The sequence below is a fragment of the Pseudaeromonas sp. HNCC25DJ180 genome (genome assembly GCF_055413345.1).
Genome location: NZ_JBVAYF010000047.1, coordinates 1 through 367, shown reverse-complemented (window position 1 = coordinate 367; position 367 = coordinate 1). Strand labels below are relative to the sequence as shown.

General features: G+C 46.6%; 2 tRNA genes. Both read right to left on the bottom strand.

The features are described 5' to 3' along the window. Positions 1-138: 138 nt before the first annotated feature. Positions 139-214, bottom strand: a tRNA-Ala gene (locus ACZYTD_RS17205). A 7-nt stretch (positions 215-221) separates the two neighbouring features. Continuing rightward, positions 222-298: transfer RNA gene (locus ACZYTD_RS17200), tRNA-Ile, on the bottom strand. Positions 299-367 lie beyond the last annotated feature (69 nt).

Below are 367 nucleotides of genomic sequence, written 5' to 3'. Positions count from 1 at the left end.
TCCAAGACACTTGTTACAGTATTTAGAACTTTTTGAATCAGCTTTTCCAGATTGTTAAAGAGCAAACTTCGTCAAGAAGTCAAACTGATAGCCTTGAACCAAGGCTATTAGTTTGTCTTCTACATCAAGCAAGAGAAATGGTGGAGCCATGCGGGATCGAACCGCAGACCTCCTGCGTGCAAAGCAGGCGCTCTCCCAGCTGAGCTATGGCCCCAATGAAGTGGTGGGTCTGAGTAGACTCGAACTACCGACCTCACCCTTATCAGGGGTGCGCTCTAACCACCTGAGCTACAGACCCACTTCAAGAGTTGCTCTCTTTATCATCAATCAAGCAATCTGTGTGAACACTCAACAAGATTTGGTGTCA